The organism is Maricaulis sp., assembly GCF_017642925.1.
Taxonomy (GTDB): Bacteria; Pseudomonadota; Alphaproteobacteria; order Caulobacterales; family Maricaulaceae; genus Maricaulis.
On the sequence record NZ_JAEPOL010000001.1, the window covers coordinates 24604 to 50176 of the forward strand.

The 25573-nt window shown below is 65.6% G+C and carries 24 protein-coding genes; 9 read left to right on the forward strand and 15 right to left on the reverse strand.

Annotation, left to right across the window (positions count from 1 at the left end):
• Nucleotides 1-119 precede the first annotated feature (119 nt).
• From JJ918_RS00125 to JJ918_RS00145, 5 genes are all read left to right on the forward strand, one after another.
• A complete protein-coding gene (locus JJ918_RS00125) occupies nt 120-698 on the forward strand; it encodes an SH3 domain-containing protein (RefSeq protein ID WP_291881711.1) in 579 nt (192 codons plus the stop codon).
• Between the two features lie 88 nt (nt 699-786).
• On the forward strand, nt 787-1320 hold the full coding sequence (gene fabA / locus JJ918_RS00130) for a bifunctional 3-hydroxydecanoyl-ACP dehydratase/trans-2-decenoyl-ACP isomerase (RefSeq protein ID WP_271187945.1): 534 nt from the start codon (nt 787-789) through the stop codon (nt 1318-1320).
• Between the two features lies 1 nt (nt 1321).
• Nucleotides 1322-2536, forward strand: a complete 1215-nt coding sequence (gene fabB / locus JJ918_RS00135; RefSeq protein WP_291881715.1) for a beta-ketoacyl-ACP synthase I — start codon at nt 1322-1324, stop codon at nt 2534-2536.
• A 26-nt stretch (nt 2537-2562) separates the two neighbouring features.
• Entirely contained in the window at nt 2563-3375 is an 813-nt protein-coding gene (locus tag JJ918_RS00140) for an enoyl-ACP reductase (protein WP_291881717.1), read from the forward strand.
• Nucleotides 3376-3567: 192 nt separating this feature from the next.
• Complete coding sequence (locus JJ918_RS00145; protein WP_291881719.1) at nt 3568-5082, forward strand: BCCT family transporter; 1515 nt, start codon at nt 3568-3570, stop codon at nt 5080-5082.
• On the opposite strand, the gene JJ918_RS00150 is transcribed toward JJ918_RS00145, so the two are convergent.
• Nucleotides 5079-7532 (reverse strand): prolyl oligopeptidase family serine peptidase, encoded by a 2454-nt coding sequence (locus JJ918_RS00150; protein ID WP_291881722.1) that lies wholly within the window; start codon nt 7530-7532, stop codon nt 5079-5081. The genes JJ918_RS00145 and JJ918_RS00150 overlap by 4 nt on opposite strands.
• An 86-nt stretch (nt 7533-7618) precedes the next feature.
• On the reverse strand, nt 7619-8809 hold the full coding sequence (locus tag JJ918_RS00155) for an acyltransferase family protein (protein WP_291881724.1): 1191 nt from the start codon (nt 8807-8809) through the stop codon (nt 7619-7621).
• A gap of 173 nt (nt 8810-8982) precedes the next feature.
• On the opposite strand from JJ918_RS00155, the gene JJ918_RS00160 reads away from it, so the two are divergent.
• Entirely contained in the window at nt 8983-9831 is an 849-nt protein-coding gene (locus JJ918_RS00160) for a LytTR family DNA-binding domain-containing protein (protein ID WP_291881727.1), read from the forward strand.
• On the opposite strand, the gene JJ918_RS00165 is transcribed toward JJ918_RS00160, so the two are convergent.
• A complete protein-coding gene (locus tag JJ918_RS00165; RefSeq protein WP_291881730.1) occupies nt 9804-10274 on the reverse strand; it encodes a hypothetical protein in 471 nt (156 codons plus the stop codon). The genes JJ918_RS00160 and JJ918_RS00165 overlap by 28 nt on opposite strands.
• A gap of 154 nt (nt 10275-10428) precedes the next feature.
• Between JJ918_RS00165 and JJ918_RS00170 the strand changes: the two genes are divergently transcribed.
• Nucleotides 10429-10929 carry a hypothetical protein gene (locus JJ918_RS00170; RefSeq protein WP_291881732.1) on the forward strand — a complete coding sequence of 167 codons (501 nt, stop codon included), beginning with the start codon at nt 10429-10431 and terminating at the stop codon, nt 10927-10929.
• Here the strand turns inward: JJ918_RS00170 and JJ918_RS00175 are convergent.
• From JJ918_RS00175 to rbfA, 6 genes are all read right to left on the reverse strand, one after another.
• Entirely contained in the window at nt 10840-11787 is a 948-nt protein-coding gene (locus JJ918_RS00175; RefSeq protein ID WP_291881735.1) for an AraC family transcriptional regulator, read from the reverse strand. The two genes, JJ918_RS00170 and JJ918_RS00175, sit on opposite strands and share 90 nt — an antisense overlap.
• Before the next feature lie 88 nt (nt 11788-11875).
• Nucleotides 11876-13201, reverse strand: a complete 1326-nt coding sequence (locus JJ918_RS00180) for a hypothetical protein (protein WP_291881738.1) — start codon at nt 13199-13201, stop codon at nt 11876-11878.
• A gap of 192 nt (nt 13202-13393) precedes the next feature.
• Nucleotides 13394-15523, reverse strand: coding sequence for a polyribonucleotide nucleotidyltransferase (pnp, locus tag JJ918_RS00185; protein WP_291881740.1), 2130 nt, complete (start codon nt 15521-15523; stop codon nt 13394-13396).
• A 29-nt stretch (nt 15524-15552) separates the two neighbouring features.
• The gene (gene rpsO, locus JJ918_RS00190) at nt 15553-15822 is read right to left on the reverse strand and encodes a 30S ribosomal protein S15 (RefSeq protein ID WP_271187960.1); all 270 of its coding nucleotides are present in this window, start codon (nt 15820-15822) and stop codon (nt 15553-15555) included.
• 33 nt (nt 15823-15855) lie between these two features.
• A complete protein-coding gene (gene truB / locus JJ918_RS00195) occupies nt 15856-16812 on the reverse strand; it encodes a tRNA pseudouridine(55) synthase TruB (protein WP_291881744.1) in 957 nt (318 codons plus the stop codon).
• Between the two features lie 106 nt (nt 16813-16918).
• Nucleotides 16919-17341, reverse strand: a complete 423-nt coding sequence (rbfA, locus tag JJ918_RS00200) for a 30S ribosome-binding factor RbfA (protein WP_291881746.1) — start codon at nt 17339-17341, stop codon at nt 16919-16921.
• 166 nt (nt 17342-17507) lie between these two features.
• Here rbfA and JJ918_RS00205 point away from each other — a divergent pair, with 166 nt between their 5' ends.
• On the forward strand, nt 17508-17984 hold the full coding sequence (locus JJ918_RS00205; RefSeq protein WP_291881749.1) for a nuclear transport factor 2 family protein: 477 nt from the start codon (nt 17508-17510) through the stop codon (nt 17982-17984).
• Nucleotides 17985-17995: 11 nt separating this feature from the next.
• Nucleotides 17996-18499 (forward strand): nuclear transport factor 2 family protein, encoded by a 504-nt coding sequence (locus JJ918_RS00210; RefSeq protein ID WP_291881752.1) that lies wholly within the window; start codon nt 17996-17998, stop codon nt 18497-18499.
• Between the two features lie 85 nt (nt 18500-18584).
• On the opposite strand, the gene infB is transcribed toward JJ918_RS00210, so the two are convergent.
• The 6 genes from infB to JJ918_RS00240 form a co-directional block, all read right to left on the reverse strand.
• Nucleotides 18585-21176, reverse strand: a complete 2592-nt coding sequence (gene infB, locus JJ918_RS00215; protein ID WP_291881755.1) for a translation initiation factor IF-2 — start codon at nt 21174-21176, stop codon at nt 18585-18587.
• Nucleotides 21177-21318: 142 nt separating this feature from the next.
• Nucleotides 21319-22029: an RNA-binding protein gene (locus JJ918_RS00220; protein ID WP_367277613.1), complete on the reverse strand. Its 711-nt coding sequence runs from the start codon at nt 22027-22029 to the stop codon at nt 21319-21321.
• Nucleotides 21947-23659 (reverse strand): transcription termination factor NusA, encoded by a 1713-nt coding sequence (gene nusA / locus JJ918_RS00225; protein WP_291881758.1) that lies wholly within the window; start codon nt 23657-23659, stop codon nt 21947-21949. The genes JJ918_RS00220 and nusA overlap by 83 nt, the downstream gene beginning before the upstream one ends.
• A 31-nt stretch (nt 23660-23690) precedes the next feature.
• Nucleotides 23691-24230 carry a ribosome maturation factor RimP gene (rimP, locus tag JJ918_RS00230; RefSeq protein ID WP_291881762.1) on the reverse strand — a complete coding sequence of 180 codons (540 nt, stop codon included), beginning with the start codon at nt 24228-24230 and terminating at the stop codon, nt 23691-23693.
• Nucleotides 24231-24357: 127 nt separating this feature from the next.
• Nucleotides 24358-25047, reverse strand: coding sequence for a tRNA (guanosine(46)-N7)-methyltransferase TrmB (trmB, locus tag JJ918_RS00235; RefSeq protein WP_291881765.1), 690 nt, complete (start codon nt 25045-25047; stop codon nt 24358-24360).
• Nucleotides 25048-25107: 60 nt separating this feature from the next.
• Complete coding sequence (locus JJ918_RS00240) at nt 25108-25536, reverse strand: helix-turn-helix transcriptional regulator (RefSeq protein WP_291881766.1); 429 nt, start codon at nt 25534-25536, stop codon at nt 25108-25110.
• Nucleotides 25537-25573 lie beyond the last annotated feature (37 nt).

Below are 25573 nucleotides of genomic sequence, written 5' to 3' on the forward strand. Positions count from 1 at the left end.
TGCGATTTCACCTTTGCCGGTTTTGCACGGCGGGTTCATGCTGGGTGCGCGTTGGGACGCACCGCTTTTACGGCCTGTTCACCGAAGCCGGGCACAGGCTTGGCGGAAGGAGTCCGTTCATGCGCCGCTCGATCATGCTTGCCCTCGCCCTTTCGGCCGCCGCCCTGGCGTCCGCTTCTGCCGTCGCGCAGGACGACAGCGATCGCGCCGACACGCCGTCAGGCCAGCAGGTCCCGCGCTTTGTCAGCCTGAAAGTGGATGTCGCCAACGGCCGCTCCGGACCGTCCCGCTCCCACCCCATCGCCTGGCGCTATGTGCGGGCGGGTCTGCCGATGGAAGTGATCGCGGAAACCCCCGACTGGCGCCGCGTGCGCGACCCCGATGGCGAAGTTACCTGGATGCACCGGTCAATCCTGTCCGGCCGCCGTTCGGTCTGGACGCTTGACGAAACACCTTTGCACGCACGCGACAACGCGGACTCCCCGGTCGAGGCGATTGCCGAGCCGGGCGTCGTTTTGTCGCTCGAACGCTGCCGCACCGGCTGGTGCCGTGTCGAGGCACAGGGTTATCGAGGCTGGGCAAGGACGGACACGCTGTGGGGCGTGTATCCGGAGGAAAGAACGGATGCCGAGACGCAGACGGGTGACGGCAGCGCCGTCTTGAGCACCACCCGCCCGCGTGATACCGCTCTGCCCTGACCCACCCGGCCGGCCTTCGGACCGGGTCCCAGTGACCAGCCCGGCGGCCACCTTCTTCCGGTCGTACGCGGCGCAACCGATCGGCTACATGACTGAACGCCAAAGCTCTTTCAGCTACGAAGATCTGATTGAATCCAGCGAAGGCCGGATGTGGGGCCCCGAGAACGCCCAGCTTCCCGCACCGCCCATGCTGATGATGGACCGCATCGTCCATATCGACGAAGACGGCGGCGAATACGGCAAGGGGCATATCGTCGCGGAACTGGATATCAATCCCGATCTCTGGTTCTTCGATTGCCACTTCAAGGGCGACCCCGTCATGCCCGGCTGCCTGGGCCTCGACGCCATGTGGCAGCTGGTCGGCTTCTTCCTGTGCTGGAAGGGCAATCCGGGCAAGGGCCGGGCGCTCGGCGTCGGCGAAGTGAAGTTCAAGGGCGAGATCAAGCCGGAGACCAAGCAGGTCCGCTACATCATCGACCTGAAGCGCGTCATCCAGCGCCGCCTGATCATGGCCATCGGCGACGGACGTGTCGAAGCCGACGGCAAGACCATATATACAGCGAAAGATCTGCGCGTGGGCCTGTTCAAGCCCGGCGAAATGGCCTCACCCCAGGAGACCTGACATGCGTCGCGTCGTTATCACCGGACTCGGTGTGATTTCTCCCATCGGCAATAATGCTGCGGAAGTCACGCAATCCCTCAGGGATGGCAAGAGCGGCATCGGCCGCATGGACGACTTCGTCAAATACAATTTCAAATGCCATGTCGGCGGCAAGCCGTCGGTCGATCCGGCCGAACATGTCGACAAGCGCGTCTACCGCTTCATGTCGGAAGGCGCCGGCTGGAACTATATGGCGATGGAACAGGCCATCGCCGAAGCCGGCCTGGAAGAGAGCGACATCTCCAATCCGCGCACCGGCATCATCATGGGTTCGGGCGGTCCGTCTGCCGGCACTATCGTCAATGCGGCCGACATCACCCGCGACAAGGGCCCGCGCCGCGTCGGCCCGTTTGCCGTCCCCAAGGCGATGAGCTCGACGGCTTCGGCCACGCTGGCCACGCCGTTCAAGATCCTCGGCGTGAACTACTCGATCACCTCGGCCTGCACGACGTCCCTGCACTGCATCGGCGCGGCTGCCGAGCAGATCCAGTGGAACAAGCAGGACGTGATGTTCGCCGGTGGCTGCGAGGAAATCCACTGGGCGCTGTCGAACCTGTTCGACGCCATGGGTGCCCTGTCGACCAAGTATAACGAGACCCCGGAACTCGCCTCGCGCGCCTTCGACAAGGACCGCGACGGTTTCGTCGGCGGTGCCGGCGCCGGTGTCGTCGTGCTGGAAGAGTATGAGCGCGCGAAAAAGCGCGGTGCGCCGATCCTGGCGGAAATCACCGGCTATGGCGCCACCTCCGACGGTTACGACATGGTCGCCCCGTCCGGCGAAGGCGCTGTGCGCGCCATGAAGCTGGCGATGGAGACGGCCGGTTCGGATATCGACTATCTCAACCCGCACGCCACCTCGACCCCGGTGGGCGATATCGCCGAGATGACCGCGGTGAAGGAGACGTTCGGCGACAGCGCGCCGATGATCTCGGCCACCAAGTCGATGACCGGCCACTCGCTGGGCGCTGCCGGCGTTCACGAGGCGGTCTATACGCTTTTGATGATGAAGCACGGCTTCGTCGCGCCCTCGATCAATGTCTTCGACATGGATCCGGACATCGCGGCGCTGAACCTGCCGATCGTCACCGAAACCCGCGATGCCGATATCAAGACCGCCATGTCGAACTCCTTCGGCTTCGGCGGCACCAACGGCACCGTGGTGTTCAAGAAAATCTAAGCCTCAAAGCGTTCGGGGAGAGCCTGATGAGCGAGACCGTGTTTCCGGCCGGAGACCTGATGAAAGGCAAGCGCGGGCTTGTCATGGGCGTGGCCAACAAGAACTCCATCGCCTGGGGCATTGCCCAGCAGCTGGCAGCCCAGGGCGCGGAACTGGCCTTCTCCTATCAGGACGATGCGCTGGAACGGCGTGTGCGTCCGCTGGTGGAAAGCCTGGGCGAGCCCTTCATGATCAAGGCCGACGTCACCGACGACGCCTCGATGGATGCCTGCTTCAAGCAGCTGGAAGACAAGTGGGGCACGATCGACTTCCTCGTCCACGCCATTGCCTTTGCCGGCAAGGACGAGCTGGTCGGTTCCTTCACCGAGAATACCACGCGTGAAGGCTGGCGCCGGGCCATGGAAATCTCGGCCTTCTCCTTCGTCGACGCCGGCAAGCGCGCCAGCCATCTGATGCCGAATGGCGGATCGATGGTGACGCTGACCTATCTCGGCTCCGAGCGCGTCGTGCCGTCCTACAATGTCATGGGCGTCGCCAAGGCCGCGCTGGAAGCCTCCACGCGCTACATGGCCCGCGATCTGGGTCCGAGCGGCATCCGCGTCAACGCGCTGTCGGCCGGCCCGATGCGCACCCTGGCCATGGCCGGTATCTCCGGCGGCAAGGCGCTGATGAAGACCGGCCGTGAATGGTCGATGATGAAAGAGGATACCAAGATGGAAGGCGTGGCCGGTGCCGCGCTCTACCTGCTGTCCGATCTCGGCTTCTCCTGCACCGGCGAAACCCTGCACGTCGACGCCGGCTTCCACGCCGTCGCGGTGCCGGACATCGCGGACGAGTAGTCCGCCTCCGCCAGACTATCCGGAAAACCCGCAATGCCCGGTGCGTCGCGGGTTTTTCTTTGCCGGGCTTTCCTTCACCCCCTATCTGCGCAAGTCTGAGGGCAAGCCACGACGGAGCGCGTTATCGCCCTGTTTTCCGGCCTGAGCGGCTCGCCCGGTCCGAAATCGGCCTGGAACCGCATTACTGCGCACATGAAACCGCCCGTCTTTTTCGGCGCGGCAGGGCTGGTGATCGGCTTTGTGGTCTTTGGCGCCGGCTTCACCGACACGGCCGCGTCGGCCTTCGAGGCCGCACAGGCGTGGACCACGCGAACGTTCGGCTGGTGGTACATGCTGGCCGCCACGGGCCTCTTGGTGCTGAGCGTCTTCCTGCTTTTCTCCCCGGCCCGCCATGTACGACTGGGCGGCAGGGACGCAACGCCCGACTTTTCCCGGCTCAGCTGGATGGCGATGCTGTTCGCCGCCGGCATGGGGACGGGTCTTGTCTTCTGGTCTGTCGCCGAGCCGCTGACGCACTACATGCAGGCCCGGCCCGGGCTGGAGTCCCGGACCCCGCAGGCCGCGGGCGAAGCGATGCGGCTGACCTTCTTTCACTGGGGCCTGAATGCCTGGGCCATCTACATCGTACTGGGGCTGGCGATCGCCCTGCTCCACTTCAATCGCGGCCTGCCGCTTGCCCCGCGTAACATCCTGGAGCCCGTGTTCGGACGGGCCGTGATGAAGGGCTGGGCCGGTCACATCGTGGACATTCTGTGCACGGTCGGCACCCTGCTTGGCGTTTCCACCTCGCTTGGCCTCGGTGCCATGCAGATCAATACCGGGCTCGAGCGCTTCCTGGGCTGGCCGATCTCCACAACGGTCCAGAGCCTGCTGGTCGGCGTCATCACGCTGCTGGCAACGATCTCCGTGGTGGCGGGCCTGTCCAGCGGGATCCGGCGACTGAGCCGGGCAAACATGATCGCTGCGCTCGGCCTCATGGCCTTCGTATTTGCCGCCGGCCCGACGGGCCGCATCCTGGAAAGCCTCGTCACGTCGAGCGGTCTCTACATCCAGTCCCTGCCGCGCTCGACGCTTTTTGTCGACTTCGTGCGCGAGAATGATTGGCAGGCGGACTGGACGCTGTTCTACTGGGGCTGGTGGATATCCTGGGCGCCCTTCGTCGCCGTCTTCCTGGCGCGAATATCCCGCGGGCGTACGGTAGGCGAATTCATTGTGGGTGCGCTGATCGTGCCCAGTCTGGCGACCTTCGCCTGGCTGGCCGTTTTCGGCACGAGCGGTCTCGACCTCGCCCTGAGCGGCGATACAGAACTGGCCCGGCGTATTGTCGAGGAACCGGCCATCGCGCTTCACGCCCTGCTGGAAACCCTGCCGCTCGCCCCCGTCAGCATGGCCCTCGCAACCGGCGTCATCCTGATCTTCTTCGTGACGAGTTCGGACTCGGGCTCCTTCGTGGACGATATGGTCACATCCGGTGGAGATCCGGACCCGCCGCGGGCCCAGCGTGTCTTCTGGGCTGTCAGCGAGGGGGCCGTCGCCATCACCCTGCTGCTGGCCGGAGGCCTGTCGGCCATCCGCAACGCATCGATCGCGCTCGGCCTGCCGATGTCCTGTATTCTGGTTCTGGCCGCGATCGCCCTGGTGCGGGCCCTCGGCCGTCAGGAAGGCGCCCGGCGGCCCCGTGCGGGGCCGCCGGATGCTTCATCCTAGTCCGCAGCGACCTCTTCGCCGCCGCCCATCGGGTCTTCTTCCGGCATGACCCAGCGGTCCAGCCAGTCGAAGCTTTCCGCGAGCACGTGGAGCACGCTCTCACGGCCGCGATAGCCATGGCTCTCAAAGGGCAGCATGACCAGGCGGGCCGTGCCGGCATTGCCCTTCACAGCGGCGAACATGCGTTCCGACTGGATCGGGAAGGTGCCGGAATTATTGTCCATCTGGCCGTGGATCATCAGCATAGGCTCGTCGATCTGGTCGGCTTGCATGAAGGGCGACAGTTCGAAATAGATGTCCGAGGCTTCCCAGAAGGTACGCCGCTCGGCCTGGAAGCCGAAGGGCGTCAGGGTGCGGTTATAGGCGCCCGACCGTGCGATACCCGCCCGGAAGATATCCGAATGGGCCAGCAGGTTGGCGGTCATGAAGGCGCCGTAGGAGTGACCGGCAATCGCCAGGCGTTCACCATCGCCGAAGCCCATCTCCACCGTGACGTCACGGGCGGCCTCGGCCGACATGACAAGCTGTTCGATGAAGCTGTCATTCACCGTCTCCGGATCGTCGCCGACGATCGGCATGGTGGCGTTCTCCAGCAGGGCATAGCCCTGGGTCACCAGGAAGCGCGGGCTGGTGCCGGCGACCCGGGTGAACTCATACGGTGAGCCGCGGACCTGGCCGGCAGTTTCGGCATTGTTGAACTCGCGCGGATAGGCCCAGACGACGACCGGCAGCTGGTCGCCTTCTTCATAGTCGGCGGGCAGGTAGAGCGTGGCGGACAGCGGCACGCCATCGGCACGGTCGAAGGTGATCAGCTCGCGCGAGATCGCGTTGAGCTGCGGGTGGGGATTGGGGAAGTCCGTGATCTGCACGGTCTCTTCGCCCGCCCGGTGCCAGCGCACATTTGCCGGCGTCTGCGGGTCTTCCCAGGAGGTCAGGAAGGCGGAGGCATCCGGAGCGGTCAGGCCGATCACCTGCTCGTAATTCTCGCCGGAATTGCGCCAGATCTCCTCGGTCTCGAACGTGTCGAAGCTGACCCGGTTGAGGAAGGGCCGGTCGCCTTCCGGCGTGGCGCCGTCACCGGTGAAGTACATATAGCCGTCCGTCACCGCGACGACGCTCTCGCCAAAGCGGTTGCGCGTCATCACCGGCTCACCCGGATCGGCATAGCTGTCCTGGATATTGCGTTCCTCGGCCAGGCGCGGCTCGACCGACGGATCGGAGAAGTCGACCAGCCAGCGGCGCACGACCCGCGTATCGCGGTCATATTCCATGGCGAACCCGGTTTCGCCCTGCTCAGTGAACTGGGCACCGTAATAGCGGTCCTCGGTGCGCAGAAGCTCCACCGGCTCACCGTCGAACGGTGCGTCCAGCGTCCAGACACTGTCGCGCTCGTCGGTCTCGACCCGCGGGTCGCCGCCGTCCAGGGCTTCCGCCCAGGTCAGACGGGCTTCATGGGAGTCCTGCCAGCCGACGGAGCGGCGGCCGGTCACCACGCCACCGATCGGGATATTGTCGGCCAGCGGCTGTTCGGCGATCTGGGCGATCTCATTGCCATCAAGGTCGATCACGAAGGTCCGGTCGGGAAAGCGGCTCCAGGGCACCTGGTAGGAGAAGGGCTGGCGCATCTCGCCAACCAGGATGTAGTCGCCGCCCGGGGCCGGGTCGGCCATGAAGTAGAGGCCCGGCTCGCCCACATGGCGCAGGCCGCGGCCATTGGCGCCGACGATGGCCAGCTGGCTGGTCGCCAGCCAGGCGAAGAGTTCGGCATCGTGCTCGTCGTTCAGCAGGTCCTGATAGGTGCGGACCGGCGCTTCATAGCCGCTGGCTTCCTGGATCACAGGGCCGGCCGGCACGCGCGGCCGCTGCGGCTGGGCGCCGCGATCCGGATCGGTCAGGCTGACCAGCAGGCGTTCGCCATCGGGCATCCAGGTGAAGGGCGAGAACACGGCATTGACGCCACGCTCCACGACGGCGCGGGCCCGGCCGCGCGCCACATCGGCGACCCAGATCCCGATCGTGTCATTGCGGGTAAGGGTGAAAGCGATCCGCGAGCCGTCCGGCGACCAGGAGATCGAGCCGATACCGGCATCGGCCGGCAGTTCGATCGTGCGCTCTTCGCGCGTTTCCAGATCGATCAGGCTGAGCCCGGTCACTGTGCGCGGACCGTGACGGCCATTCGTCGCCGCATCGAGACGCATACCCGCCAGACGCTCCATCGGCCGCGCCAGTTCGGAGACCGGCGGCAGGGCTTCACGGTGCATCAGCAGCAGCGTGTCGCGTGCCGGAGACAGCGAGGTGTAGGGCGCCGGCGCGGCGTCGACGATGTCGACAATATCCTGCGGCGGCAGGCGGTAGGCTTCCTGCGCTGCCACCGGCGTCAGGCCGAAAGCGGCCAGCGCCAGGGCCGGCGCAACACGCCGTACCGCAATGTGAAGTCCGAGCGGTTTCATGACTATCTCCCCGTATCCCGATCGATGACGGGGAGAATAGGGCGAACACTCCGTCCGGTCGCTGAAAATTCCGTAATGTTCGAACTTCAGCGCACCGGAGCGGATCGCCATTTCAACCCCATCACGGGACGAAGCGGCGGAATGCGGCGCACGATCTCATAGCCCGCCACACAGCCGGCCGTCGTGACCCCGGCGAGGATTGCGAACTCGACCCAGACATTCAGACCCATCGGCGCGATCCAGTAGCCGGTGAGGACGGTGATCGTCTGGTGCAGGATATAATAGGGAAAGATCGCGTCGGTAAGATAGCGGCGCACGGGACCGTCGCCATTGAGATAGCGGCGGGCCAGACCGATCAGCGCCAGAATGGCCAGCCAAGCGTAGAGGATGCGGCCCAGACGGAAAATCCAGCTCAGCCAGGCCTGCCCCTCCCAGTCGGCGTCCGGACGCCCCAGCCCCCACCAGAGCGCGGCGGCGTAGATCGCGCAGTAGATCAGGGCCGGAACCAGGACCCGGTCAGCGGCGCGCCAGAAAACCTCATTCTTTGCAACGGCATAGCCGATCAGCAGGATGGTGAGGCGATGGGCGTGATTGGCCCAGTCCCAGTAGAGATTATGGGTCGTGGGGAAATGCGGTTCCAGGAAAATCCGGTAGGCCCAGAAGGGCAGGACGGGGATGAGGGCGAGCAGGATGAGACCCGTCACGGGACGGTTCAATACCTGCAACATACGGCCAACAAAGCCGTCGCATAAGGCCCTCATAAGCGGCACAAAGGGTGACAGTATGAGGCAATAGACGAAGAGATAGACGACGTACCAGAGATGGTTCCACGTCGGCACTTCTATACCACCGATTTCCCACCCGAGGATATATCGCGGCCAGAAGGCGAGAAGCCCCGCCTCGATCACGCCCGCCTGACGCAGCTGCGCCCAGGTCTGGGGCATGACGATGACGATCATGCCGAACACGATCACGGGCAGGAGACGCCCCGTCCGGTCGAGCGCGAAACGGCCGGCGCCGAGCTTGTCGGAGAGATAGCGGATCGCCACGCCGGAAATGAAGAAGAGCAGGGCCAGCCGCCAGGGATTGAGCAGCAGCATGGCGTAGACGGGGCCGTCATTGGCCTGGGTGCTCTTCACATGCCAGTCCCAGGGCACGAAGAACATGCCGACATGGTAGAGGATGAGCAGGCCGAAGGCGATGATCCGCAGCCAGTCGAGATCGTGGCGGCGGGGATGGACGGTCCCGGATGCGGCGGGATGGGAGAGCGGGGTCATGGCGGTATCCTTTCGCCGCCAGACTGCATGTCCGCCGCAATCGCCCCAGCGGTGCGGGACGATATCCGGACCGGCGGGGTGAGCGACTGCAGCGCGGGGACGGGCGGCGGCGCTCCGGGACGAGCGGCGCGCCTGCCTCTTGCGCCGGGCGCGCACAGGGGCAAGAACACGGCATGACCCGGACCGAACGTCAGATCGAGGACGGCACCGACCGGCGCGTCGCGCTGTATGCGGGCCTGTTCACCTGTGCCATGACGCTGGGCCATCTGGCCGTCAATTCGGCGTCCCGGGTGACCGATTTCGAACGCATCGGCCGGGAGATGGCCCCCGCCTTTTCCTGGTTCATCGAGGCGACCAGCGTCGTCTACATCCTGCTGCTCTTCATCGGCCTGATCCTGCTGGAGCGGCGCTTTCCGCTGGCCTCGACCCGCTGGACTGTCGCCATCCCCGTCCATATCGCCGGCGTGCTGGTCTATGCGACGACCCACATCTTCGCGATGGCCTGGACCCGCGAGACCCTGACGCCCCTGCTGTTCGGCTTTGACTACCGCTTCTTCGAGGACCCGGTGCGCGAATTCGTCTACGAGCTGCGCAAGGACGTGCTGACCTATGCCTCGCATTTCCTCGTCCTGTCCGGCTTCCGGGCGATCGAGACGCACCGGATGGAGGCCATCGGCGCACGGGCGGAAGCCCGCCAGACGCATCGGCTGACGCTGAAATGCGGCGGCCGGATCATCCGGCTGGAAGCGGACCGGTTCGACAGCGCCCGCGCCGCCGGCAATTATGTCGAAGTGCACACGCCCGCCGGTGAACATCTGGCGCGGATCACCCTGTCTGAGCTGGAAAAACAGCTGACGGAAGCCGGCATCGACGCGGTGCGGGTGCACCGTTCCTGGCTGGTCAATCGCGCCCGGATCGCCGAGATCGCGCCGACCGGCGAAGGCGATGTCGCCATCACGCTGGAAAGCGGCGCCCGGATCCCCGGCAGCCGCCGTTATCGCGACAGGCTGGCCGCAGCCTGAGCCCGCGCCGCGGCGCGGAACAGGGCGGCCGCCCCCAGGAAAGCGCCGGCAAAGATCACGGTCACGCCGATCAGGCTCTGCGGCCAGGACGGCGAGCCACTGCCCATCCCGCCCAGCCAGGCGATGAGGCCGATCAGCACCTGCGCCCCCGCCATCAAGGCCAGGGTGAGCGCCATGCCGGCGGCCCGCAGGCGCGCGACGACGGCGCCGGCCAGGGCGATCAGCACGACGACGCCATACATCAGATTGGCCGCATTGCTTTGCGAACCGATAATGCCGACAGCGCCATTGATCCAGATCAGCGCCAGGACGGACAGAAGCGCGAGGAAGGCCGCAGCCCGGTAGGCCAGCTGACCGCTGGCTTTCAGCGCGATGGCCGCGCCGAAGACAAAGCCCGCCAGCAGGGTCGCCGCGGCCGCATAATCTCCGAAACTCCAGTCCATGTCCCGTCCCTCCCGTCCGGCTGAAAAGCCACGATAGCAGACCCTTCCGCGGGTCTGTCCAGTCCGCTGGAGCCAATGTCACAAACGGTCAAAACGGCCTCCGGCAGAGGGTCTAAACATCGGGTCTGTCCCGTTTCCCGCCCCGGAGCCTGTCATGAATGCCCGCCGCCTGACCCCCATCCTCCTGATCCTCGCCGTTCTGTCGATGGCGCCCCTGATACCGGGCGGGCCGGTGGAAAACCGCAGTTTCGGACACATCCCCGTCGCGGTGCTGATCGCGTTCAACGCCTTCATCACGCTGGTGGTGCTGGGCTCGATCCCGCTGGCTGCGCTGGCACGCCGGGGCGGCCGCGACATCCTGGTCTGGGTGATCGCCGACGGGCTGGGCTATGTCGCGATTTTCGCCCTCGACCTGCTGCACATCTTCCCGGTCTCGCCGACACCGATGTCGCCGGCCCTGATCGGGTTCGAGCTTGCCGGGCTGGCCTTCGGCCTCGCCATCATCGGCTCCGCCGTCCGCGATTTGCGCCGGCCGCAACCGGAGCAAACCCCGTCGCGCGCCCTGTCAGCCGGTGCACGGCGGCTCATTCTCGGCGGCGCGCTCGGCCTGGCCGGTATCGTCATCATCGCCGGCACGATCGGCGCGCTCCACTGACACCCACAACTCCACCCGCACCGGCCCGCCCAGGACCGCATCGGCCCGGAAGCGCTCGAAATCCGGACGGTCCGACTTGACCCAGCCGCTGCGCGGCAGCCAGCTGGCCCAGGCGTAGTTGACCGTGTCGAGCAGGGTTTCGAGCGGGCCGTCATGGACGAAGACGGCATACGGCCCCGCCGGGATGTCGAGGGCGATCAGGCCTTCGTCCGCCCCGCCTTTGCCCGGCCCGCCTTCTTCCGGCCGGGCGGCGACATAGACCAGGCAGCGGTCCGGCATGTCGGCGATCGCGGGATGGTCGGCCAGGGTGACGCCGAACAGCGTGTCGCCGGGTGCGGGCGGATCCGCGTCCAGAACGGACATCCACAGGGCCTCGACGGCGGCCTGGTCTTCAAAGGCGACACCGATGCCCCGGCCGGCGAGCGTCAGCGGCTGCGTCCATTCGACCAGATCCGGCGGGGCGCGCAGAACCCGGCGCCGCTGGGCAAGACCGGGCGGCGTCGGCGGGCGCAGGCCGGACTGGTAGCGCCGCGCCGGCCGGGCGCGATAGCGGCCCGGCGCCGTGCCGTACAGAGCCTTGAATGCGCGCGTGAAAGCCGCCTGGCTCTCGAACCCGCAATCGAGCGCGAGATCCAGGATGCGCACATCGCTGCCGCGCAGCCGGGCGGCGGCCCATGTCAGACGGCGCTTGCGGATATAGGCCTTCAGCCCTTCGCCATAATGGGCCTGGAACAACCGGTGCAGATGATAGCGCGTCAGACCGGCCGCGGCAGCGACCCGGTCGAGCGGCAGCGGCGTATCGAGATGCGCCTCGATATAATCCATCGCCGCCTGGACATGCTGCTGCGCCGTTTCCATCGCTTCGCCGGACCTCCCGCCCGGCGGGATAAACCGGGCCTCCCCGTCTGGCAAACGGCGAGGCCCGGTCTGCTACTTCAGCGACAGATCAGAACCGCGCCTTGATACCCACGATGCCGACATTGGACTGGACGCCGGACAGGGAGACGTCCTGGATGCCGACGAAGGGCTGGAAACCGTCGTTGAAGACGTATTCCACGCCCAGATCGAGCTGCGGTGTGAGGTGCATTTCCAGGCCGAGCACGTGCTGGAAGGCCTCGTCGAACTCGGTATTGTCCGGGCCGAGCGTGGTGTGGGAGAAGACCGCGCTGAGATCGGTATCATAGCCCAGAAGCTCGGTGCGGTAGCGGCCCATCACGGTGAGCGCATCGAGATGGCGATTGCCGTCGAAAGCCTGGCCGGCATCCGTGTTGAAGGCGGTCGCCGACCAGACATCGGTCGAGCGGGTGTATTCCACGGCGAGATCATAGCGCGGCGTGGTGTATTCCGCGGCGATGTCCCACAGGCCGGTGCGGTATTCGATATAGACCAGCGGCGGACGCGGCGCGTTCGGCGGCGAGAAACGGTCGACGGCCTGCACCGTGTGGGCGGTGAAATTATTGTTGTAGATCGTGTCGTGCAGATAGCTGGCCGACACGCGCAGGGCCCGGTCGTCGCCCAGATCGAAGCGGCGCTCGGCCTTCAGGGCGTAATTCGTGCCCAGACCGCCATCCCGGTCCGTGGTGAAGCCGACGCGCAGCATGCGCTCGCCGGTCGCCGCCGTGGCGGACACGCGCCAGGTATCGGCGATATAGCCCAGCTCCAGCACCGGCTCGTCGGCCAGGGCCCAGAAGAAGTGCTGGTTGATCGAGTGGGTGAAGGGGTTGTAGCCAAACTGCTCGCCGAAATCGATCGTCTTGCGGCCATAGGCCAGATAGCCGCCGAACACATCGAGATTGCCCAGGACGGCATAGTATTCGCGCGTCTGGAACTGGTTCTGGTCGCGCGTGAAGGTGACTTCGGAATACTCGGTGTGCACGAAACCGGTCAGCCAGTCGCCCACGGCACCGGTGAAGGTGAGGCCGGCGGCGTTGATCACGAAGTCGGAGTTTTCCTCGCCGGAGCCGTGCTGGTCGGGAAAGCGGTTGAGGATCGGGAATTTGCCGGCCGTATCCGTGGTTTCGTGGAAATAGGCGCCCTTGAAGAAACCGCCCAGGGTCAGCGTGTTCGCATCGAGCCGGCCGGACTGGCGCGCGCGCAGCAGGAAAGCGACATCCTGGGTCAGGCCTTCCTGGGTGTCGGCCAGTTGCGCGGTGAGCGCGGGGTCGACCCGGATGTGGCGGCCCAGCGCCGTGTATTCGACATCATGGTCCTGCGCGGAAGCGGCACCGCTCACCGCCATGAGGGCGGCGGTGGTCAGAAGAATGGTTTTCACTGAAACGTCCCCTTTGCCGGCGTATCGCGCCGGGAAATCCCGAAAAGAGATGGGGGTATTAGCAGGCTGTTTTGCGGCTGCAAGCCGCGAGTGCCGCATAAATGATACTGACTTTACAGTGTGTTGAAAAAGAAACGCCCCCGCAGGCGGAAGCTGCGGGGGCGTCTCGTTTCAGTCGGGATGAAGCGGGCCTTATTCGGCGTCGGCTTCTTCCTTCATCTCTTCGCCGGTCTCCTGGTCGACGACTTTCATCGACAGGCGGACCTTGCCGCGATCGTCGAAGCCGAGCAGCTTGACGTAGACTTCCTGACCTTCGGCCACGACGTCGGACGGGTGCTTCACGCGCTCGTTCTTCATCTGCGACACGTGGACGAGACCGTCCTTCGGGCCGAAGAAGTTCACGAAGGCACCGAAGTCCATCACCTTGACGACCTTGCCCTTGTAGATCTGGCCTTCTTCCGGTTCCGCGGTCAGACCGTGGATCCAGTCGAGGGCAGCCTTGATCGAGGCGGCATCGGAAGAGGAGACCTTGATCACGCCGTCATCATTGACGTCGACCTTGGCACCCGTCTTCTCGACGATTTCCCGGATCACCTTGCCGCCCGAACCGATCACGTCGCGGATCTTGTCGGTCGGAATGGTGATGGTCTCGATACGCGGCGCAAATTCGCCGAGCTCGGTGCGGGCTTCGCCCAGCGCCTTGCCCATCTCGCCGAGGATATGCATGCGGCCGCCCTTGGCCTGTGCCAGGGCCGTCGTCATGATGTCTTCGGTGATACCGGCGATCTTGATGTCCATCTGCAGCGAGGTGATGCCTTCGGACGTGCCGGCGACCTTGAAGTCCATGTCGCCCAGGTGATCTTCGTCACCCAGGATGTCGGACAGGACGGCAACGCCGTCCGGATCCTTGATCAGACCCATGGCGATACCGGAAACCGGACGCGTGATCGGCACACCGGCATCCATCAGGGCCAGCGAGGAACCGCACACCGTGGCCATGGAAGACGAACCGTTCGATTCCGTGATCTCGGAGACGAGACGGACCGTGTACGGGAAGTCTTCATGGTTCGGCAGGACAGCCCGCACCGCACGCCAGGCCAGCTTGCCGTGGCCGATTTCCCGGCGGCCCGGAGCGAGACGGAAGGACGTCTCACCGACCGAGTAGGGCGGGAAGTTGTAGTGCAGCAGGAACTTTTCCTTGTAGGTGCCGGTCAGGTCGTCGATGAACTGCTCGTCCTCGCCGGTACCCAGCGTGGCGACAACCATCGCCTGGGTCTCGCCGCGGGTGAACAGGGCCGAACCGTGCGTGCGCGGCAGGATGCCGGCTTCCGACACGATCGGACGGACCTGGTCGAGCGAACGGCCGTCGATCCGCTTGCCGGTCTTGATGATGCCGCCGCGGACGATGGAGCTTTCCACCGACTTCAGCACATCTTTCAGAACCGTGCCCGGGATACCGTCGGGGCGTTCTTCGGTCAGGGCCAGCTCGGCCACGGCCTTTTCCTTCGCCGCGCCAACCGCTGCATAACGCTCGGTCTTGTCGGTGATGGTGTAGGCCTTGGCGAGGTCGGCTTCGACCAGTTTGCGAACCTTGGCTTCCTCGGCCGAGTAATCGGCCGGCTGGTAGTCCCAGGGTTCCTTGGCGGCTTTTTCGGCCAGCTTGATGATCATGTCGATCACCGGCTGGAAGGCCTTGTGGCCGGCCATGACGGCACCGAGCATGATGTCCTCGGACAGCTCCTTGGCTTCCGATTCCACCATCATCACGGCATCGCTCGTCCCTGCAACGACGAGGTCCAGAGCGCTCTCCGGCATTTCGTCGACATGCGGGTTGATGACGTATTCGCCATTGATATAGCCGACGCGGGCTGCGCCGATCGGGCCCATGAAGGGCAGGCCGGACAGGACCAGCGCCGCCGAGGCGCCAACCATGCCGACCACGTCCGGATCGTTTTCCATGTCATGCGACAGGACCGTGATCATCACCTGGACTTCGTTCTTGAAGCCGGGTGCGAACAGCGGGCGGATCGGACGGTCGATCAGGCGCGAGGTGAGGGTTTCCTTTTCGGTCGGACGCCCTTCGCGCTTGAAATAACCGCCGGGAATCTTGCCGGCGGCGAAGTATTTTTCCTGGTAGTTCACGGTGAGGGGGAAGAAGTCCTGCCCCTCTTTCGCGGTTTTGACACCGACGGCGGTGGCGAGGACCGTGGTCTCGCCATAGGTCACCATGACCGCGCCGTCTGCCTGCCGGGCGACCCGCCCGGTTTCGATGGTGAGCGGACGACCCGCCCACTCGATCGTTTCTTTCTGAATATCGAACATATCGTCTTTCGTACGGATGTGGTCGCGGATCAGCGGCGCAGACCCAGCTTCTCGATAAGCGCCGTGTAACGCGCTTCGTCTTTCTTCTTCAGGTAGTCGAGAAGCCGGCGACGCTGGGAAACCATTTTCAGAAGGCCGCGACGCGAGTGGTTGTCCTTCTTGTGGCTCTTGAAGTGCTCGGTGAGGTTGGCGATCCGTTCGGTCAGGATGGCCACCTGGACTTCGGGCGAACCCGTATCCGTGTTGCCGCGAGCATTGTCTTTGATGAGCGCGGTCTTGCGCTCTTGCGTAATCGACATCGTGTTCTCCTAAAACGCGTTATGTCGCCCCGTTCACGGGGTGAGGTTGAAAACGCGCCAGGGCTGGAATTTTCCGGCTCTGGCGTCGCCGATCGCGACTGCCTGGTCCTTGCAGGTCGCCAAAGCCGAGAAGCTGCAGTCCCGACCCGCAATCGAGAGCGGGCGTCGCTGCGTTTTCAGCTCTTGCGCCTGACGCGGGAGCAGGACGATCGAGCGTCCTTGCTTCAATTGGAAGGCTTCCTCCTCGGTCACGGCCAGGGCCGGGATGTCGTCCAGCGCGGTCTGAACCGGGAGCAGAGCTTCCGAAGCGGCGCCCTTATGGGCCATTTCTTCCAATACGTCCAGTCTTGTGGATTCAGCCTCATCGAAACGGCCGACCCGGATCCGGCGCAGCGCCGCAACATGGCCCTCCGTGCCCAGCGCAAAGGCCAGATCGCGGGCCAGGGAACGCACATAGACGCCCTTGCCGCAGCGCATCTCCAGCACCGCCATATCGGGCGAGGGGCAGTCCATCAGGCTCAGCGCGGAGACATGCACCTGGCGGGCCTCCAGCTCGACCGCCTCGCCGTCGCGGGCGAGGTCGTAGGCACGCTCGCCATCCACCTTGATCGCCGAATAGACCGGCGGCACCTGTTCGATATCGCCGATGAAGCCGGCCAGCGCCGCCTCGATCGCCGCCCGGTCCGGACGCACATCCGACGTGGCGACGATCTCGCCCTCGGTATCCAGCGTGTCGGTGCGCTCGCCCCACTTCACCGTGAAGCGGTAGATCTTCTCGCCCTCCACGGCGAAGGGCACGGTCTTGGTCGCCTCGCCCAGCGCGATCGGCAAAAGGCCGGAGGCCAGCGGGTCGAGCGTGCCGGCATGGCCGGCCTTCTTGGCATTGAAGATGCGGCGCACAGCCGAGACGGCCTGGGTGGAGGTCATGTCGAGCGGCTTGTCCAGGACGATCCAGCCATGGACGTCCAGCCCCTTGCGGCGACGGGCCATACAAGTCTCCTTCTTTCGCCGGGGATCGGACCCGGATGCGCAAGAGCGGTCAGAAAGGGCGGGTGTCTAGACGACGGGCCCGGCGCGTGCAACCGGGCGGTCCGGCCTAGTCCTCGTCCTCGCCCGGATGATCGTGTCTGAGGTCCTGCTTCACCTGCGGCCGCGACAGCAATTCGTCGACATGGCTGGCCGTGTCGAAACTGTTGTCGGGATGGAAGTTGAGCTGCGGCGTGAACTTCATGTCGATCTCACGTCCCAGCTTGCCGCGCAGATAGCTGGCGGCGCGGTTGAGCGCCGCGGCCAGACGCACCTGGTCGCCCTGGCCGAGCGGTGCGACATAGACTTTCGCCTGGCGCAGATCGGGGCTGGGCCGCACCTCGGTGACCGAGATCAGCACACCGTCCAGATCCGGATCGCGCAGCTCCTCGCGGGCGAGAATGTCGACCAGCGCATGACGGATAAGCTCACCCGCGCGCAGCTGGCGCTGCGAGGGGCCCTTGGTTTCGTTGCGATGCTGATGTCTGGCCATGACGCGCTCCATCGGTTCGGGTCCGGGGCGCGGGGGTGTACGCCTCTTGCCGCCGCGATGCAAGGCATGCGCCCGGCTTTGCAGGGCAAGCGCTCGCAAAAGCGTGAATGGCTCCGGCCGGACGCCGCGTCTAGTCTCGCTCACCGCCGCGGGGAGGAGAACGCAGATGGACAAGTCGGTTGCCGGCTTTTTCGTGATCATGATGGCGCTGGTCGCCCGGCAGGACGATGCACCGCCGGAGGCCCCGGTCGCACAGGCCTATCTGGCCGCCTACCAGGCGCAGGATTTCGACGCCCTGGCCGGGCTCTATGCCGAGGACGCCGTCTTCGTCGACCCGACCTCCTTCGATGTCGGCGCAATCACACCGCCGATCGACTGGCAGGGCCGCGAGGCCATCCTCAGCGGATTGCGTTCGTGGAATATCGAACGGCTCGAATATGCCGTCGATCGCAATTATCAGGCGTCCGGACGCACCGTCTTTGACGGCGCGGTCACTGCTGTCTACGCGCTGGAAGACGGGGAACGGCACTACCGCTTTCCCATTGTCACCATCGTCACGGTGCAGGACGGCCAGGTCGTCGAGCATCGCGACTATACCGATTATGCCGGCATGGCGCAGATCGATCCGGCCGGCGATCACTGACGAGGACCTGCATGAGAAAACATACCGTCGCGGCAGCAATGATGGCCGGCCTGTTCTGCATGCCCGCAGCCTGGGCGCAGGAGATGAACGAGACCGAGCGTTTCGCCCGCGAGTACATGGAACACTATTCCGCCGTCGACTGGGATACGATGGAAGGGTATCTGGCCGAGGATGTGGTGTTCGCCGACCCGACCGCGATGGGTCCGGACTATGGCCAGGACGGTGCCCTGTACGAGGGCCGCGAGGCGGTCATGGAGGCGCTGCGCAGCTTCAGCGCCAGCTATAATCCGATCGAGCTCGGCTTCGAGTGGGACACCGTGTTCGAGAGCAATGGCCGCGTTGTCTTCATGGGCCATGTCAACGCGCTCTATCCCGCACGTACAGAGGGCCAGAATTTCCGCTGGCGCGCCGAACAGGTCACCGTGGTGACGGTGCGCGACGGCGTGGTGATCCGTCATGACGACTACGCCAATTACGCCAATCCCGAACAGGGGCTGATCCCGGCCGCCGAGTGATCCACCGGCCCTTGTAGCGGGATGCAGAAAGGGCGGCCCCTGCCGGAGCCGCCCTTTTTCAATGCCAGCTGTTCGGCCGAACCGGTCAGTCCAGCTTGCGGGCGATCTCGACCACTTCGAAACACTCGATCTGGTCGCCCTTCTGCAGGTCGTCGTAATTCTCGAAGGCCATGCCGCACTCGGTACCGGCACGAACCTCGGGAACCTCGTCCTTGAAGCGCTTGAGGGTTTTCAGATTGCCCTCGTGCAGCACCGTGTCGTCGCGCAGCAGGCGCACGCCGCAGCCGCGCTTCACCACGCCTTCGGTCACGCGGCAACCGGCGACCTTGCCGACCTTGGTGATGTTGAACACTTCCAGGATTTCCGCGTAACCGATGAAGTTCTCGCGCTTCTCCGGCGCCAGCATGCCTTCCATCGTGTTCTTCACGTCGTCCAGCACGTCGTAGATCACCGAGTAGTAGCGGATCTCGACACCTTCACGCTCGGCCAGCTCGCGGGCCTGCTTGTTGGCGCGGACGTTGAAGGCGAAGACCGGAGCACCGGACGACTTGGCCAGAAGCACGTCGCTCTCGTTCACACCGCCCGGGGCAGCGTGAATGACGCGGGCGCGGACCTCGTCATTGCCCAGCTTCTCGAGCGACTGCTTGATCGCCTCGGCCGAACCCTGCACGTCCGCCTTCACCAGCAGCGGCATTTCCTGGGTCTGGTCCTGCTTCAGGCGCGCCATCATCTGCTCGAGCGAGGCACCGCCGCCGCTGACCGCACCGGCCGCCTGACGCTCCTTGCGCTGGCGATAATCGGCGATCTCGCGGGCCCGGGCCTCGTTCTCGACGACGGCAAAGACCTCGCCCGGTTCCGGCGCACCGGCCAGGCCGAGAATCTCGACCGGCACGGACGGCTCTGCGGAATCCAGCTGCTGGCCGCGCTCGTTGACGAGCGCACGCACCCGGCCCCACTGCGACCCGGCGACGACGATATCGCCGCGCTTCAGCGTACCGCGGCGCACCAGCACCGTAGCCACCGAGCCGCGGCCCTTGTCGACCTGGCTTTCGATGACCACGCCTTCGGCGGCCCGGTCGGGATTGGCCTTCAGGTCGAGCAGTTCGGCCTGCAGGTTGATCGCCTCGGTCAGCTCGTCGAGACCTTCGCGCTTCTTGGCCGACACATTCACCGACTGCACGTCACCGGACATCGCTTCCACGACGATCTCGTGCTGCAGCAGGTCGGTGAGGACCTTTTGCGGATTGGCGTCCGGCTTGTCGCACTTGTTGACCGCCACGATGATCGGCGTACCCGCCGCCTTGGCGTGATGGATCGCCTCGATGGTCTGCGGCTTGACGCTGTCGTCGGCCGCCACGACCAGGATCACGATATCGGTCGCCTCGGCACCGCGCGAACGCATGGCCGAGAAGGCCGCGTGGCCCGGCGTGTCGAGGAAGGTGATCTTCTCGCCACCCTTCAGCTGCACCTGGTAGGCGCCGATATGCTGGGTGATGCCACCCGCCTCGCCGGCGGCCACATCGGTGGCCCGCAGCGCGTCGAGCAGCGAGGTCTTGCCGTGGTCGACGTGACCCATGACGGCGATGACCGGCGCACGGGCGACCTGGCTTTCTTCCGGATCGTCCTCGGCGATGAAGCCTTCTTCCACGTCGGACTCGGAGACGCGCTTCACGATGTGACCGAACTCCTCGACCACCAGTTCGGCGGTGTCGGCATCGAGCACGTCGTTCACGCGGACCATCTGGCCCTGCTTCATCAGGTATTTGACGACGTCGACAGCGCGTTCAGCCATACGGTTGGCCAGATCGGACACCGTAATGGCTTCCGGGACGACCACATCGCGGGCGATCTTGTCACGGCCGGTGCCGGTATCCTGACGGCGCTGCTTTTCACGCTCGCGGGCCCGGCGCACCGAGGCGAGCGAACGCTGCCGCTCCTCGTCGCCATCGACGATATTCTGGATCGTCAACTTGCCGCGGCGGCGATTGTCGGTCTTGGCACGGGCTGGCTGGGCCTTGGCCGGGCCGGGACCGGCACTGCCCTTGCGCTTGACGCGGCCACCCATGGCCTCGAGCGCCGACGCGGCGTCCTCGCCGTCATCGCGACGGTCGCGGCGCGGCTCGTCCTTGTCCTTGGCCGGCGCAGCCTTGCGGCGCGGCTCGTCATCGCTGCGCGGCGCATCCTGGGCCGCTGCCAGATTGGCCGCCTCTTCTTCCGCCTTGCGACGCGCTTCGTCGTCAGCCTTGCGGCGGGCCTCTTCCTCGGCTTCGCGCGCTTCGCGTTCCTCGCGCTCGCGCTGTTCCTCGAGATGGCGCTGTTCGTCCGCGGCGCGCTGGGCGCGTTCCTCGGCCTCTTTCTTCTTCAGCGCGTCGCGGTCAGCCGCCTCGGCCCGGGCCCGGGCGATGGCGCGCTGACGGGCGACCAGTTCCTCTTCGGACAGGCCGAGCTGGCGCGCCTTGGCCGCAAGCGCGCTTTCGCCGCCCTTGGCCGCGCCGCCGGCACCCTTGCCGGTTCCCGGAGCTCCGTCCTTGCCCGGTGTCGCCACACGCTTGCGCTTCTTCTCGACCACCACGGCCTTGGAGCGTCCGCGCGCAAAACTCTGCTGCACGGTGCCGGAGCCGGATCGTTTCAAAGAGAGCGGCCGGCGGCCGGACTTGTTGTCGTCTGCGTCGCTCATGCGAGCCTTCCAAATCGGCTTTCGTTCCACGTTCCGCCCCGGTAGCCGAATGCCGGTGCGGCGCACTATCCAAACCTGCTCGTCCGGTTTGAAGGCTCGCTAAACTAGCCAGCTCCGGCCCGGACGCAACCGCGAAGGCGGTTCATTTCGCATCTGCCGCAAGACCCGCCCCGTGCGGGTCGAGCGGCCGGAAGCCCGAGAGCTTCCGCATCACCGTCGAAAAGGCCCGCGCCTGCGGTCCCTCCGACAGGGAGGCATGGACCACCGGACTGCGCCCCAGCGCCAGACCGATGGCTTCCGCCTCGAAACATCCCGCAACCGGGACATCGCCCCAGGCTGCGCGTGCCAGCCGGTCGAGTTTCGACCGGCCGTCCGCCGCCCCGTCCGACGCTTCGATGCGCCAGGCCGGGCGGGCGGCCTTGAGGGCGAGACGCACCGCGTCCTGCCCCACTGCAAGCTCGCCGGCCCGGCGCGCCAGCCCCATCAGGTTCAGCGCACGCTCGGCCAGAAGCCGTTCAATCGTCCCGGCGAAATCCTCCGGGACCGTGACCGGACCGCCAAAGGCCCGGTTGAATGCCTTGCGGGCCACCGCCCGCTCCACCGACGCACGGTCGGCGGAAACCCAGGCACCGCGGCCCGGGAGTTTCGCGGCCAGGTCGGGCACCACGCTGCCATCCGGCGCGAGGGCGATGCGGACCAGGTCCGCCTCATCCCTCACCTCGCCGCTGGCGACGCAGCGCCGTTCACGCTCCCGGCCGCTGGCAGGAGACCTAGTCAGTCTCCTTCTCCTCTTCGGCTGCCTCGTCGAGATCGAGACCCAGGGCCTCGGCCTCGGCTTCCAGAGCCGCCAGATCCATGTTCTCGACGTCGAACACGCCCTCGTCCCCGTCGTCAGCCTCGACCTCTTCGACCGCCGGCTGCGGCAGGTCTTCTTCAGAGATCCAGCCGGCCGCGACGCGGGCGCGCATGATCATCATCTCGGCATCGTCGGCGGACAGGTTGAAGTCTTCCAGGATGCCCGGCTCGCGCACGCGCTCGCCATTGCGGTTCTCGAACCAGCCACGCAGATCGTCGGTGACCAGGCCGGCCAGATCGTCGACCGTCTTGACGTCGTTCTCGCCGAACTTCACGGCCATCGCCAGGTCGACGCCCTCGATCTCGAGCACGCCGTCCTCGACGCCCAGCTCCTTGCGCTTGGCGTCCTGTTCGGCCGCCAGACGGTCCAGATAATCGCGGGCGCGGGCCTGGATTTCCTCGGCGGTGTCCTCGTCGAAGCCTTCGATCACGGCGATCTCGCCGAGGTCGACATAGGCGATTTCCTCGACGTCCGAGAAACCTTCCGTAGCCAGAAGTTGGGCAATGACCTCGTCGACATCAAGGGCCGCGATGAAGAGCTGGGTCCGCTCGGCGAATTCCTTCTGGCGGCGTTCGGACTCTTCTTCCTCGGTCAGGATGTCGATCGACCAGCCCGTCAGCTGCGAGGCCAGGCGGACATTCTGGCCGCGGCGGCCGATGGCGAGCGAGAGCTGCTCGTCCGGCACCACGACCTCGATGCGCTGGTCTTCCTCGTCGAGCACGACCTTGGCGACTTCCGCCGGCTGCAGGGCGTTGACGATGAAGGTGGCCGGATCGTCGGACCACGGGATGATGTCGATCTTCTCGCCGGCGAGTTCGGACACCACGGCCTGCACGCGCGAACCGCGCATACCGACACAGGCGCCGACCGGGTCGATCGAGCTGTCATTGGAAATCACGGCGATCTTGGCGCGCGAACCCGGGTCGCGGGCGACCGACGGGATCTCGATAATGCCTTCGTAGACTTCCGGCACTTCCTGGGCGAACAGGGCAGCCATGAAGTCCGGATGCGCCCGCGACAGGAATATCTGCGGACCGCGGACCTCTTCGCGCACATCGTAGATGTAGGCGCGCACGCGCTCATTGTTCTGCAGGTTCTCGCGCGGAATGCCGTCGGCGCGGCGGATAATGCCTTCGGCGCGGCCCAGATCGATGATCACATTGCCGTACTCGACGCGCTTGACGATGCCGGAGACGATTTCGCCGACACGGTCCTTGTATTCCTCGAACTGGCGCTGGCGCTCGGCTTCACGCACTTTCTGCGTGATGACCTGCTTGGCGGTCTGCGAGGCGACGCGCCCGAACTCGATCGGCGGCAGCTCGTCGGAGAAGACGGTGCCGATCTCGGCGGTCTTGTCGATTTTCTGCGCGTCGGCCAGCGTGAGCTCCTGGCTCTCGTTCTCGACCTCTTCGACGACCGTCATGTTACGGGTCAGCGACAGCTCGCCCGTCTTCGGGTCGATCTTGGCGCGGATGTCGTTCTCGGCACCGTAGCGCGAGCGCGCAGCCTTCTGGATCGCTTCCTCGATGGCCTCGATGACGATGCTCTCGTCGATCGATTTCTCGGCAGCGACCGCACGGGCGATCTGCAGCAGCTCGAGCCGGTTGGCGCTAACACCAATGCTCATCGGGCAATCCCTTTTGCCGTAAACAGCGACATCATTCGTCTCCTTCAGTCTGCGCGGGCGCATTGCCGCCGCGCGCTTTCAAATCCGCCTCGATCAAGGCGTCCGTGAGTACAAGTTTGGCATCCGCGATCCAGTCGAACGGGATCAGCGCGGTGTCCTCTTCGCCATCCATGTCGAGGAGGACATTGCCGTCCTCGACACCGGCCAGCATGCCGCGGAAGCGCTTGCGGCCTTCCACCATGCGATCCAGCTCGATCTTGGCCTCGTAACCCTCCCAGCGCGCGAAGTGCGCCAGCGTGGTCAGCGGCCGGTCGATACCCGGAGAGGATATCTCAAGATCGTATTCTCCGGAAACGGGATCCTCGACCTCGAACACGTCGGACAGGGCGCGCGACAGGCGTGCGCAGTCGTCGACATCCACCCCGGTGCCGTCCAGCCGGTCGGTCATGATCTGAAGGCGCGGCTTCTTGCCGGACATGACGCGCACGCGCACGATTTCCAGGCCGAGCTCGGCAGCCACCGGGTCGACGAGGGCGAGAATGCGGGTGTCCTGCGGGGTCTTGGTCTTCAAGGGACCCGTGTCTCCATCAACAAAAAGAGCGGCCGCCGGAAGCGACCGCTCGATAGCATCATCCGATGCGATCGAACATGTAATGGGCACCTTATACGCCCGAAGGGTCGATGATGCAAGATGAGCGTCAGGAGCGCACGAAATCCATGAACACCGGCGCGCAGTCGCCCAGGCCCTTGGTTTCGTAGCGGGTGGTGATGTGGTCGGCCGGGGCGATGCGCCAGTCGTCGGCTTTTGCGGCCTGCCAGACAAAGCGGTCATCCTGCCGGAACTCGCTCATGCAGTGGTCGGCATAGGATTTCACATCCGTGGCGATGCGCAGCTGGCCGTCGGGCTTCAACAGCCGGGCGAAGGCGTCGCGCGTGGTCTGCTGCACGAAACGGCGCTTGGCGTGGCGCTTCTTGTGCCAGGGGTCCGGGAAAAGCAGGAAAATCCGGTCGAGACTGGCATCGGCAAAACGCGGCAGCAGCTCGCGCGCATCGGCGCGGGCCAGGCGGACATTCTCCAGACCCTGTTCGTCGATATAGGTCAGCGCCTTGGCGACGCCGTTGAGGAAGGGCTCGATGCCGATGAAGCCGGTCTCCGGCGCACGCGCGGCCTGGGCGGCAAGATGCTCGCCGCCGCCGAAGCCGATCTCCAGCACCTGCCGGCGGCAGTGCGGCAACAACTCAGCCGCGTCCACCGGCCCGCTTTCAGGCAGGCCGATGCGCGGCAGGAGATCGTCGACCAGCCCCTGCTGGCGCGCCGAGAGCGGCTTGCCCTGGGCACGGCCATACAGGCGGAATTCCGGTGCGTCCGGTTTCGGGGTCTTGCTCATGCGCGGGCATTTAGCGGTTTTGCGACCGCTTGACATCCCTTGCGTCGCAGACCCGCCGCCTCAGTGCGCGAGCGCACCCTCATCGGCTTCGCTTGCCAGCGTGCGGACCAGTTCCAGAACGCGCCGCCGGACCTTGGAGTCCTGGATGCGCGAAAAGGCTTCGGCCAGCGACACACCGTCGGCGCTCTGGATGAAGTCGTAGACAACGGGCGTCTGGTCGCCTTCCGCCATGCCTGTGGCGGCCGATCGCTCGCCCAGCCCTTCGAAGAAGAACTGCACAGGCACGTCCAGCACGCGCGACAGCCGGTAGAGCCGGCTGGCGCCGACGCGGTTGGCGCCACGCTCGTATTTCTGGACCTGCTGGAAGGTGACACCCAGTTCGTCACCGAGCTTTTCCTGACTCATCTTGACCAGTTGGCGGCGCAACCGGATCCGAGCGCCGACATGGACGTCGATCGGGTTGGGCCCTCTGGGATTCGCCTTGGGCATTCAATTACCTCTTTGCCGGTTTGCCACCCCGCGGTGC

What these genes read in the sequence shown, in the direction of transcription:
- JJ918_RS00125 (WP_291881711.1), top strand. Translation starts at nt 120, where the DNA reads ATGCGCCGCTCGATCATGCTTGCCCTCGCCCTTTCGGCCGCCGCCCTG.
- fabA (WP_271187945.1), top strand. Translation starts at nt 787, where the DNA reads ATGACTGAACGCCAAAGCTCTTTCAGCTACGAAGATCTGATTGAATCC.
- fabB (WP_291881715.1), top strand. Translation starts at nt 1,322, where the DNA reads ATGCGTCGCGTCGTTATCACCGGACTCGGTGTGATTTCTCCCATCGGC.
- JJ918_RS00140 (WP_291881717.1), top strand. Translation starts at nt 2,563, where the DNA reads ATGAGCGAGACCGTGTTTCCGGCCGGAGACCTGATGAAAGGCAAGCGC.
- JJ918_RS00145 (WP_291881719.1), top strand. Translation starts at nt 3,568, where the DNA reads ATGAAACCGCCCGTCTTTTTCGGCGCGGCAGGGCTGGTGATCGGCTTT.
- JJ918_RS00150 (WP_291881722.1), bottom strand. Translation starts at nt 7,532, where the DNA reads ATGAAACCGCTCGGACTTCACATTGCGGTACGGCGTGTTGCGCCGGCC.
- JJ918_RS00155 (WP_291881724.1), bottom strand. Translation starts at nt 8,809, where the DNA reads ATGACCCCGCTCTCCCATCCCGCCGCATCCGGGACCGTCCATCCCCGC.
- JJ918_RS00160 (WP_291881727.1), top strand. Translation starts at nt 8,983, where the DNA reads ATGACCCGGACCGAACGTCAGATCGAGGACGGCACCGACCGGCGCGTC.
- JJ918_RS00165 (WP_291881730.1), bottom strand. Translation starts at nt 10,274, where the DNA reads ATGGACTGGAGTTTCGGAGATTATGCGGCCGCGGCGACCCTGCTGGCG.
- JJ918_RS00170 (WP_291881732.1), top strand. Translation starts at nt 10,429, where the DNA reads ATGAATGCCCGCCGCCTGACCCCCATCCTCCTGATCCTCGCCGTTCTG.
- JJ918_RS00175 (WP_291881735.1), bottom strand. Translation starts at nt 11,787, where the DNA reads ATGGAAACGGCGCAGCAGCATGTCCAGGCGGCGATGGATTATATCGAG.
- pnp (WP_291881740.1), bottom strand. Translation starts at nt 15,523, where the DNA reads ATGTTCGATATTCAGAAAGAAACGATCGAGTGGGCGGGTCGTCCGCTC.
- rpsO (WP_271187960.1), bottom strand. Translation starts at nt 15,822, where the DNA reads ATGTCGATTACGCAAGAGCGCAAGACCGCGCTCATCAAAGACAATGCT.
- truB (WP_291881744.1), bottom strand. Translation starts at nt 16,812, where the DNA reads ATGGCCCGTCGCCGCAAGGGGCTGGACGTCCATGGCTGGATCGTCCTG.
- rbfA (WP_291881746.1), bottom strand. Translation starts at nt 17,341, where the DNA reads ATGGCCAGACATCAGCATCGCAACGAAACCAAGGGCCCCTCGCAGCGC.
- JJ918_RS00205 (WP_291881749.1), top strand. Translation starts at nt 17,508, where the DNA reads ATGGACAAGTCGGTTGCCGGCTTTTTCGTGATCATGATGGCGCTGGTC.
- JJ918_RS00210 (WP_291881752.1), top strand. Translation starts at nt 17,996, where the DNA reads ATGAGAAAACATACCGTCGCGGCAGCAATGATGGCCGGCCTGTTCTGC.
- infB (WP_291881755.1), bottom strand. Translation starts at nt 21,176, where the DNA reads ATGAGCGACGCAGACGACAACAAGTCCGGCCGCCGGCCGCTCTCTTTG.
- nusA (WP_291881758.1), bottom strand. Translation starts at nt 23,659, where the DNA reads ATGAGCATTGGTGTTAGCGCCAACCGGCTCGAGCTGCTGCAGATCGCC.
- trmB (WP_291881765.1), bottom strand. Translation starts at nt 25,047, where the DNA reads ATGAGCAAGACCCCGAAACCGGACGCACCGGAATTCCGCCTGTATGGC.
- JJ918_RS00240 (WP_291881766.1), bottom strand. Translation starts at nt 25,536, where the DNA reads ATGCCCAAGGCGAATCCCAGAGGGCCCAACCCGATCGACGTCCATGTC.